This window comes from Peptostreptococcaceae bacterium, assembly GCA_016649995.1.
Classification (GTDB): Bacteria; Bacillota; Clostridia; order Peptostreptococcales; family BM714; genus BM714.
Map to the genome: position 1 here is coordinate 1 of JAENWJ010000055.1, position 10,525 is coordinate 10,525.

The window sequence follows — 10,525 nt, forward strand, 5'->3', positions numbered from 1 at the left end:
ACATCCATGATTCTTTTCACCCCGTTTTGCAATATAAATATTTATTCTATATTATCAAACGCACGGCTACATTGTCAATTTTAAAACCATATAATCATATGCACCTGGGAATAAGCTACCCTAACGCAAACGACGCAAAAAGAGGCCTCGAAAACGGCCTGATTAACGAAGCAACCTTTGAAAGCATAGTAAAATCGGAAGAATTAAAAACGCTTCCTTCATGGCAAACGCCCCTCGGCGGAGAAATAGGAATTCATGGCGGCGGCAATGAAAGTGATTGGACATTAGGCTGCATAGCTCTGTCGAACGACGACATAAGAACCTTGTGGCAATATGCGAAGCTTAAAACACCTGTAGATATATACGAATAAAAGCAAGACGCAAAATGCGGGGCGATTATAAGTCGACCCGTATTTTGCCTGCCATATAGTACAAAAACAGTGGGCAATTCATCTCCCAATTAAAATAGGGATAATTCTTGCCCGATTGCCTAAAAAATATCCTCCGGCAAATTTCACCGGAGGACTTTTAAATTTATTGATCCGCTATAAATCCATGCATATATCCCGTATTTTTACTTCTATACCAGTATGTCCTCATCCTTTAAATCGCATATAAACATGTAACCCGGTGCATGAGTTATCATGATGTTGGGTTTTGCATTTATAGCGGCATTTTGAGGGGTGACTCCACATGGCCAGAAAACAGGTATATCTCCCTCTTTAAATTCTACCGAATCACCGAAATCCGGCTTTTGAATATCTTTAATTCCTATAAGGGAAGGATCCCCTACATGCACAGGTTCTCCATGAGCAAGAGGATATCTCATTGTTATTCCTATTGCCTTATCTACCAGCTTTTCAGGTATCGGTCGCATGCTCACAACCATAGTGCCTTTAAACCTTCCTGCAGTTTTGCATGGAATTGAGGTTATATACATCGGCACATTCCGGTTTTGTTCAATTTGTCTTACAGGAACGCCCTGCTTCAAAAATGCGTTTTCAAACGAAAAACTACATCCAAGAAGAAATGTCACAAAGTCCTTTTGCCAAAGTTCAGCAATCGATTCTTTATACTCTATGAATTTTCCGTCTATGAACACCTTGTACTTCGGCACATCAGTTCGCATATCAGCTTCGTCGGCGGTTTTTCTTGTCAAAAATTCTCCTGCCGGCAATTCTTCCAGCACCGGACATGCGGTCGGATTTTTTTTGGCAAAAGCTCTAAAATCAACTGCATACTCTTCCGGCAAAATCACTACATTTGCCTGCACAAAGCCTCCGCAAATTCCACTCGTATTTCTATGCAACTTGTTTTGCCTAATCATATCCCGCATCTCGGCAGGCGTCTTATTGCTGTACATAATCTCATCCCCCTTTTGCTTATTTGCATATTTTTACTTCGTTAACTTTAACTTCAAATGATTTATTGTTAATGCTTAGCCTTAAATCCTTGTCCTCTTTAAGTCTTTTGCAATGAAAACCCTCAATTATTCCAATTATGCTTTGCTCTTGCATTTTTAAAATTTCATGAGCCTCGGAGACATCCACAGCTTTAAAGCGAATGCTGTCTCCGGTTTTCAATTGAGCGACTTTCCAAAGGTCTGTCGTTATGACATGGGCAATCTTCGTATACCCTCCGGTCGTTTGGCAATCCGCCAGCATTATTATAGGATTTCCGTGTCCCGGAACCTGTACAGCTCCTTTTACAATGCCGTCGGAAATGATATCCGCCGATGACTCATGTTCCACTTCCTTGCCTTCCAGTCGGTATCCCATTCTGTCAAAGTCCTTAGACACATCATAGGAAGAACTAAAGAAATCGGCTATTCCTTTTCTTGTAAAAGAATCTTCTTGAGGTCCGAGAACAACGCGCAATACCACTGCTTTTTCATATACAGGAATACTTCTTGCCTGCACGAATCTGCCATTTAAAGCTTCTTCACTTTTTTCGCTTTGATTTATGATTAGTACATCGGCTTTATTTAGTTGACGGCCATTAAGGCCCCCCAACTTACCCCGTACGTAGGTAGATTTACTACCCATAACTAGTGGAACATTAAATCCTCCAGCGACAGCCAAATAGCTTCTGCACCCTTCTTTTGCGGCTCCAAAAGTTATTTGATCGCCTTTTTTTAAGGATACCGATCTCCACATGCCGATTTGTCTTTTTCCGTTTAGTTTTGGATTCATATCCGCGCCGGTTATAGCAACAAAAACATCTTCTTCAAACGAATAGGTCCCGCCCATAATAGTCATTTCCAATACGGCTTCATTCTGGGCATTCCCCACGAGCAGGTTAGCAACGCGATGTGCGAAGTGATCCATGCTTCCTGAAATTGGCATTCCATATTGCTGGTAACCGGTACGTCCCAAATCCTGAACCGTTGTGTACATACCCGGATTTATCACTCTAATGGAAGCCATTTCCAGCACCTCCTCGAGTAATCGTTTCTGTTTCACATTCGTATGTTCCCTCTTCAACTGCTCCTAGTATGCTTTGATATTCTTCATAATCAATCGCTTTAAACCGTATATAATTCCCGGCTTCAAGAAGTATTGGATCCTTGCGGTCAATATCAAACAGCTTTAGAGGTGTCCTTCCAATTATCTGCCAGCCTCCGGGACTATCAATTGGATAAATCCCAGTCTGCTTCCCGGCAATACCGACTGAACCGGCATAAATCTTAGTACGCGGCTGTTTTAGTCGTGGCGTAGCGATTGATTCGTTCATTCCGCCTAGATAAGGAAATCCGGGTGTAAATCCCAGCATGTATATGCGATAGTCCACCGATACATGGATATTTATAACTTCTTCCTCGCTCATGCCGTTTATTGAACCAACATTATCTAAATCGGGTCCGAATTCACCCCCATAACATACTGGCACAAGATAGACCTTGGCAACCGCTTCAGCGGATGAACCTGCCTTTTCCATGAATTCATTGATTCTTTTTCCCAATTCTTCAAAACTGATTTCGCAAGGATTGTATCGAACTGTCAAGGATCTGTAAGTCGGTATGCATTCAAGCATTCCTATAACTCCAGAATTTTCTATAAAAGCTTTAAGAATAGCTACCCTATTATTCACCTCTTCAGAAATTTCATTTTTAAACTCGACAGCAATCGCACAATCCCCTGCAGGTTTTATAATAAAATTACTCTCCAATATATTTCACTCCTATTGAAACATAGTTAACAATCTTGGCAACGACATAGCACCCGCATAACCGGCAACTACAACAATCATATATCCTAATGCAAGCATCCAAGTCGGATGTTTGTAATCTCCGACAATATCTTTTCTTTTTGAAGCTATTAGAACAACCCCAATTGTAAGCGGTAAGATAAGACCATTAAGTGATCCTGCCAAGATGAGAAGGCGTACCGGTTTCCCAATTATAGCCATTATGAGTGTTGATGCTGCAATGAATCCGATAATCCACGATTTTTCATTCTTTTGAATCGACGTATGCAAAGTTTTCAAGAATGAAACCGATGTGTATGCCGCGCCAATAGTGGATGTGATTCCCGCTGCCAACAATACGAAACCAAAGAACTTGTATCCGATCATGCCAGCACCGTGTTGGAATGCAGAAGCTGCCGGGTTTGAAGGATCTAGTGTGATTCCCTTTACAACAACGCCTAAAACAGCCAAGAATAAAAGTACACGCATAACGGCAGCAATGACTACGCCAGTTATCGCGCTTTTCTTTATTTCATTTAGGTTTTCCATGCCTGTTATCCCTGCATCAATCAATCGATGGCCGCCGGCAAAGGTAATGTAACCGCCAACTGTCCCACCAAGCAATGTGATTGTCGGGAAAACAAGATTTCCAGGATCTTTTGGTGCAAATGTACGAATAAGGGCTTCTCCGACAGGAGGGCTTGTTGCGAACGCCATGTAACCAACAACCGCAATCATCATTATTCCTAAAACCTTTGTCACTTTATCAATTATCGGTCCTGCATCTTTATTTAAGAAAACCGCCAATCCGAAAGCTCCTGCAATAAGTACACAAATTTGTATATTTAAGCCTGTCAAAACATTTAATCCAAGAGCGGCTCCGCCGATGTTTCCTATGTTAAATGCCAGCCCGCCAAGCGCTACAAGAATGGCTACAAAATAACCAAGTCCCGGAAAAACCTTATTGGCAATATCTTGACCCCTCATGCCTGAAACACCTATGATTGTCCATACATTAAGCTGGGCGCCAATATCCAGTACAATAGAAATGAAAATTACGAAAGCAAAACTAGCCGCAAATTGTTGCGTAAAGGCTGCCGTCTGTGTCAAGAATCCCGGACCTATTGCTGATGTTGCCATGATAAATGCAGCACCCATCAAAGCACTCGCTTTACCCTTTGGTAATTTTACTTTCTTCTTTTCGACTTTTACTTTTTTTTCTGCCATTTAAAACTCCCCCTTATTATTTGTCAATGATTGGTTTGATATCAATGTTTTCCATTGTCAAACGTTTTCTTATTGCAGTCACGAATTCCAGCGCCTTCGGGTTGTCTCCATGAACACATATGGATTCCGCATTAATTTCTATGATCTTTCCTGTTATTGTCCTTACGCGCTTGTTTTTAACCATTTCAATAACCTGTTCAATAGCTTTATCGCAATCGTGAATGACTGCTCCTTTCTGATTTCTTGGAACAAGCGTTCCGTCATCCTGATAAGCCCTGTCTGCAAAAACTTCACTTGCAGTCTGCAGGCCTTTCGCTTTAGCGCACTCTATCAGCTTGCTTCCCGAAAGACCCATGAGAACAAGATTTGAATCCACTTCATAAACGGCCTCCGCAATCGCATTTGCCATGGATTCGTCTTTTGCAGCCATATTATACATTGCTCCATGTGGCTTGACATGCTGAAGAGTATAACCTTCTGAATCCACAAAAGCTTTTAAGGCACCGATTTGATATTTAACATAATTCTTCAACTCGCTCGGCTTCACTTGCATCGCCCGTCTGCCAAATCCCATCAAATCAGGAAAACCCGGGTGACATCCGATAGCCACATTATATTCAACCGCTTTTTTAACAGTCTCTGCCATGACATTGGGATCTCCGGCATGCCATCCACAAGCAATATTGACCGAACTTACAAGTTTTATGATTTCATCGTCCATACCTAACTGATAATTGCCAAAGCTTTCACCTAAATCACTATTCATATCTACTCGCATCACTTCACCTCCCTTGTCTTTTTTATTTCACCCTTATTATTCGCAATTCCCATGCCAACCAACAAGTAGGGAATTGCATGGAATTTAAAACTTTCAAATATAAAAAAACGAGCGGTTTCGCTCGTTTTTGAGAATTTTCGCTCAAATATCTACAATTCAACTATTCCACTTTATCTAATCTTCTCTTCAACGCAAAGCGACTTATATTAAGCATCTCTGCAGCCTTGGATCTGTTTCCGTGGTTAATCTCCATTGATTTATCTATACATTCCTTTTCAATATCCAGCAGCAACTCCGGCAAGTCGAGATCTTTGCCTTGTTCAAGCCTTAGCAAAAAATCATAATTCATTTTAGACATCGCATCCATATTTTGCTCTTGAATGTGAATTGGCAGGTCTACAATATCTATCCAATCTTCGGTCTGAACTATACAGGCTCTTTCTATTATATTTCGCAGTTCGCGGATATTGCCCGGCCAAGAGTATAAACCCATGCTTCGAATGGCATTATCGGTAAACCCTTTGAATTTCTTATTGAACTTCAAGCTGTAATGATTCATGAAATATTCGGCAAGTATGCCAATATCCTCTCTTCGATTTCTTAATTCAATCATCCTTATGGGAACAACATTTACCCTATAGTATAAATCGGCTCTGAATAATTTCTGATTGACCATATCCAACAAATTTCTATTCGTCGCTGCAATCACACGTACATTGACATCGATTTCTTTGTTTCCCCCTACGCGTTTGATTTTTTTCTCTTCAAGAAATCTAAGCAGCTTAGCTTGCTGATTAATAGGAATCTCTCCGATTTCATCTAGAAAAACAGTTCCTCCGTCAGCCATTTCCACAAGACCTTTTTTAAGCTTTTCAGCTCCAGTGAATGCGTGTTTTTCATGTCCAAACAACTCGCTTTCGAACAAATCCTTAGGAATCGAAGCACAATTGATTTTCACCATGGGCATATTCTTGTGTGAGCTATTCATATGTATATAGTCCGCCATCAATTCTTTCCCCGTACCCGTTTCCCCTGTCAAAAGAACCGTTATATCATCCTGAGCGGCGATCCTTTTAGCATTGTCCAATTGCCTTCTCATTTTTGTATCCTGCGTGATTATTGATACTTTTTCTTTTTTCTTTTCTTCTTCAAGAATTTGCACCTTCCGTTTCAGCTTTAATTGCTCGAAAGCGCGGTTTATGTGCACCTCTATTTCATCCAAATCGAATGGCTTTGTTACATACTCAAAAGCTCCCGCCTTCATGGCATGGACAGCCGATTGAATGTCTCCATAGGCCGTGATGATAATAACCCGTATATCTTCATCTATGGCCTTTATGTTTTTTATATATTCAAGTCCATTTCCATCTTTAAGGCGCATGTCCAGCAGTATTACATGGGGCCTGAAATCCTCGATAATAGGACCGGCTTCCCTTAATGATTCTGCAGTCTTAACCTGATACCCTGAATCCAAAAGACCCTCCCCCAATGAAAATCTTATAGATTCCTCGTCATCAATAACCATGACTCTATTATTCATTTTGTGTCCCTCCCATCTTGAATCGTAAAACTATTCGAGTTCCCTCGCCCTCAACTCCATGAACATCAATTTCCCCGCCATTTTGTTCCACAAGCTCATGCACTACAAACATACCAAGCCCGGTTCCATCAGCTTTCGTAGTGAAAAACGGATCAAATATTTTTTCGATTAAATCCTGCGAAATTCCCGAACCATTGTCGCTTATAATCAATTCGGTTTTAGCCAATGATTCATCTGAATACCTTCCTTCTATCCTAATGACTCCTTCATTAGGATTTACTGCATCCATAGCATTTTTAATCAGATTCAATAGAATTTGATTAAAATGTGATGGATCGATAAAAAAATTCAATTCTTTAAAATCAATTTCAATAGAAACAAAAATACCTTTGCTTTCCAATTCGTCGTCCAAAAGAGCTAACGTATCTGACACGCTTTGATAAATATTCACTTCTTCAGGCTTATACTCGCTCCTTGTAGAATAGTCCAATAAATCGGATATCAATTTGTTAATGCGGTCGATTTCCTTTATCAAACGGTCAAACATGATTTCATTGTTACCCGTCAACAAATTCTTTAGACGTTTTTTCAATACCTGTATAGATGTTCTCATTCCTGTAAGGGGATTTCTAATCTCATGAGCAACTCCCGAAGCGAGCCGTCCGGCTGTCGCCAAACGGTCAAGCCTTTGAATCCTGCTTTCAAGTTTCCTTCTTTCCGTAATATCATTGAAACTACATATGTATCCGCGAATATTCCCGCTTTTTTCCCACATAATCGACATGTAGAAATCCAGAACCTTTTTATCTCCATCAACCGATCTTACAAACTCAAAAAGCTTGTTCTTGCTCTTTTCCTCGGGATGAGTCAAAAATACTATTTTCTCCATAATGGAAAGCAAATTCTGCCCTTCATATGTATAACCGTCAAATCCCTCTACGAGTTGGTCTGCAAACGGGTTCTTCGAAAGAATTTCCCCATTGAAATCAAATGTTACAATCCCTTTTTCAATGTTGTTGAGTATGTCTTGATTATAGTTTTTTACATTAATCAATTCATTCATTGACGTATCTAGCTGCTCCAGCATTTGATTGAAAGCCGATCCCAATTGACCAATTTCATCGCCTCTATTTAGAGCAATTTTATTTCCGTATTCACCTTTTCCAATCAAAGCGCAAAATTTAACCAGCTTTTTAATAGGCTTAGTTATGTTGGCGGCAATCAATATGGTCATTTGCAAGGAAAGCGTCAAGAAGATTATCCCTGTCAGGAAATTGTACTTGTATGAATCATAAAAAAAGTAGAATAAATGCTTTTTATCCTCCAGTAAAACCAGCGTCCATTCAAAAGGCGGATAGTAACTGCCGGTAATTAAATACTCGTCTCCTACATGATGGGTTTCTTCATTCAATCCATCTCTTAAATCCCATTCTTTTACGTCAGGCAAATACTCGGTACTATTAAATAAAATATCGCCGTTTTTTAGTATTATCAAACCGCCTATATCTACAGCCTGCATTTCTCTTATCACTTCTTGTTCTGTCAAAACCGAAATCGTATTGTCTTCAATCTTGTAATCAAGACTCCTTTGAATCTCTCCAATCCTCTCGTCCATATACCTAAACTGATTGTCAATTATAAAATTATAGTCGTTAATAAAAGATGTTGCCAACAAAACCGTCATGGAAATAAAAAAAAGTATTACGAAAGGAATCAAAATTTTGTTTTCAATGTTCAGCTTCATATTATTCCAGCCCCCTCAAGTCTGCTGGCTACATAAAACACGATAGCTGAAACGATAACCCCCGGCATAGCCGGATGCAAATCAAATACACTTTGCGATTCATAATTGTAGATGATTAGAAAAATCATAACCGCAAGTCCGGAAACCATGCTGCAAATGGCCCCCTTCCTGGTAGCTTTTTTCCAAAATGCCCCTCCATAAAGTGGTATCAAAAAAGAAACCGAGAACATCCCCCAGATGTATCCGCCGTAAACCAAAAGACTTTCCGGAGGAGACAACGCCAGCAAGAGAGAAATGCTTCCGGCTACGAAAACAACAAATCGACTTATGCCTAGCAGCATCTCGTCAGTATGTGTTTTTTTCGATACAATCTCGAAAACATCATATACAAAACTGCTCGATGCCACGAGAAGCTGCGAATTCGCGGTCGATATGGCGGCAGCCATAATAGACAAGAATACAAGCCCGCTGATTTTTGAAGACAGCAGCGAATTGAAAATGAATGGGAATATGGCATCTATGGAATCCACCCCTTGTACCATCGGAATGATTGCTCTGCTCCCTAATCCGATGAGTATGAGACCCGCATACACAAAACTTAAAATAACTATGGAAATCTTTATCATTTTTACCGCCGTTTTATCGTCCTTTGCCGCAATTATCCGTGTTGTATACTGTGGATTTGTAGAAAGCCCTAGTCCCCATCCGAAAAATGCCGATATCAAGGTCAAAAGAGGCATGTTCCCGCCCGCCAACGGATGAAGCAAAGATCCTTTTGGCGTATAATATGGATAACCCTCAATTGCATAGCCTTCAATCATTCTCGCTTTTTCAAAGAGAGCACCAATTCCACCGACACGATTAAGAATACTTATGACCGCAATCAACACTCCCATGCATATGATTACCATATTGAAGCTGTCGCTTCTTGCGATTGAAAACAAACCACCGAAAGTTGTATACAATACAAAAATATAAACTATCAAAATTGCAAGAGTATACGGGATTTCCAAGAATTCAGAAATTACAATTCCAAAACCTCGAATCTGTATGACTATGTATAAAATGAAATTCATTACAACAAGCAGGCCACCCGACACTTGAATTGCTTTGCTGTCATAACGCATATTTAGATATTCCGGTATGGTCATAGCGCCGCTGGCCCTAAGCTTTGGAGCCAGCAAAATAAGGAACCACGCTCCTATAAACCAAGGTATTACAGAATAAAACACAAAAGCGTACCCGTATGTATAAATGAGACCCGGAAGTCCTTGCATTGATGCAGCACTAAACCAAGTGGCTACAAAGGTCGACACACATGCTAACAACCCTAGCCTCTTTCCACCTACAAAAAAATCACTTATTGTTTCCGTTTCTTTATAGCCTGATTTTCCAAAATAAAGCAATGCAATCGAATACAAAAAGAAAAACAGCAAGAACATGTATGATTTTGGCATCTAAACACTCTCCCCACCAATTCAAAGGCGAATAACAAAAAGAACCATCTCTTTTTAATGCTTGTACCATATTATCTGCAACAATTTACAATAAATCGTCTATCTTTTTAAGTATAATACGAATCCGAAAATTCATCCAAGACTTTACATCCTTTGTTGCATGTGTAAATTTCCCGCTTTTTTGCAGACCTATTCGGATATGAATCTGTTATCTTTGATTTCCCTATGTATTTTAAACTCCATCATCTTTGTCGTTCTTTCTGCAAACAATTATATGTCAACCAGAAAGTCTATTATAACAACAGATGAAGATGTAAAGTTTCCGGGGAAAACCGGAACCGCTTCTATACATCCGAACAAGCCGTATTTTCCATGCATTAGTGGACTTAATCGTATCAAAATACAGACCGGATTGTCAATTGCACCTTCATTGGCCAGCCGCTTCAATCAATAAAAAAAGACACGAAAACAACTGCCTTTTTCCGGTCTTCTTCCTATTTTAGCATTTCTATCCGGTTTTTTATCTCATCACTGCTCAGCCCATAATCCTCAGAAGACAATCTTGCCACATATACATGCTTATCCATTTCATA

9 protein-coding genes are annotated in these 10,525 nt (G+C 40.0%); 1 reads left to right on the forward strand and 8 read right to left on the reverse strand.

Annotation, left to right across the window (positions count from 1 at the left end; translation table 11 throughout):
• The first annotated feature begins 71 nt into the window (after positions 1-71).
• Complete coding sequence (locus JJE29_07995; protein MBK5252554.1) at positions 72-371, forward strand: L,D-transpeptidase; 300 nt, start codon at positions 72-74, stop codon at positions 369-371.
• Between the two features lie 209 nt (positions 372-580).
• On the opposite strand, the gene JJE29_08000 is transcribed toward JJE29_07995, so the two are convergent.
• The 8 genes from JJE29_08000 to JJE29_08035 form a co-directional block, all read right to left on the reverse strand.
• Positions 581-1,363: a putative hydro-lyase gene (locus JJE29_08000; protein ID MBK5252555.1), complete on the reverse strand. Its 783-nt coding sequence runs from the start codon at positions 1,361-1,363 to the stop codon at positions 581-583.
• Between the two features lie 19 nt (positions 1,364-1,382).
• Positions 1,383-2,426: a biotin-dependent carboxyltransferase family protein gene (locus tag JJE29_08005; GenBank protein MBK5252556.1), complete on the reverse strand. Its 1,044-nt coding sequence runs from the start codon at positions 2,424-2,426 to the stop codon at positions 1,383-1,385.
• Positions 2,413-3,168: a 5-oxoprolinase subunit PxpB gene (pxpB, locus tag JJE29_08010; protein ID MBK5252557.1), complete on the reverse strand. Its 756-nt coding sequence runs from the start codon at positions 3,166-3,168 to the stop codon at positions 2,413-2,415. The genes JJE29_08005 and pxpB overlap by 14 nt, the downstream gene beginning before the upstream one ends.
• A gap of 12 nt (positions 3,169-3,180) precedes the next feature.
• Positions 3,181-4,413, reverse strand: a complete 1,233-nt coding sequence (locus JJE29_08015) for a divalent metal cation transporter (protein MBK5252558.1) — start codon at positions 4,411-4,413, stop codon at positions 3,181-3,183.
• 16 nt (positions 4,414-4,429) lie between these two features.
• A complete protein-coding gene (locus tag JJE29_08020) occupies positions 4,430-5,194 on the reverse strand; it encodes a LamB/YcsF family protein (protein ID MBK5252559.1) in 765 nt (254 codons plus the stop codon).
• Between the two features lie 157 nt (positions 5,195-5,351).
• Positions 5,352-6,731 carry a sigma-54-dependent Fis family transcriptional regulator gene (locus tag JJE29_08025; protein MBK5252560.1) on the reverse strand — a complete coding sequence of 460 codons (1,380 nt, stop codon included), beginning with the start codon at positions 6,729-6,731 and terminating at the stop codon, positions 5,352-5,354.
• A complete protein-coding gene (locus JJE29_08030) occupies positions 6,724-8,475 on the reverse strand; it encodes a HAMP domain-containing protein (protein ID MBK5252561.1) in 1,752 nt (583 codons plus the stop codon). Before JJE29_08030 ends, JJE29_08025 begins: the two co-directional genes overlap by 8 nt.
• Complete coding sequence (locus tag JJE29_08035) at positions 8,472-9,932, reverse strand: sodium:solute symporter family protein (GenBank protein ID MBK5252562.1); 1,461 nt, start codon at positions 9,930-9,932, stop codon at positions 8,472-8,474. The genes JJE29_08030 and JJE29_08035 overlap by 4 nt, the downstream gene beginning before the upstream one ends.
• Positions 9,933-10,525: the final 593 nt, after the last annotated feature.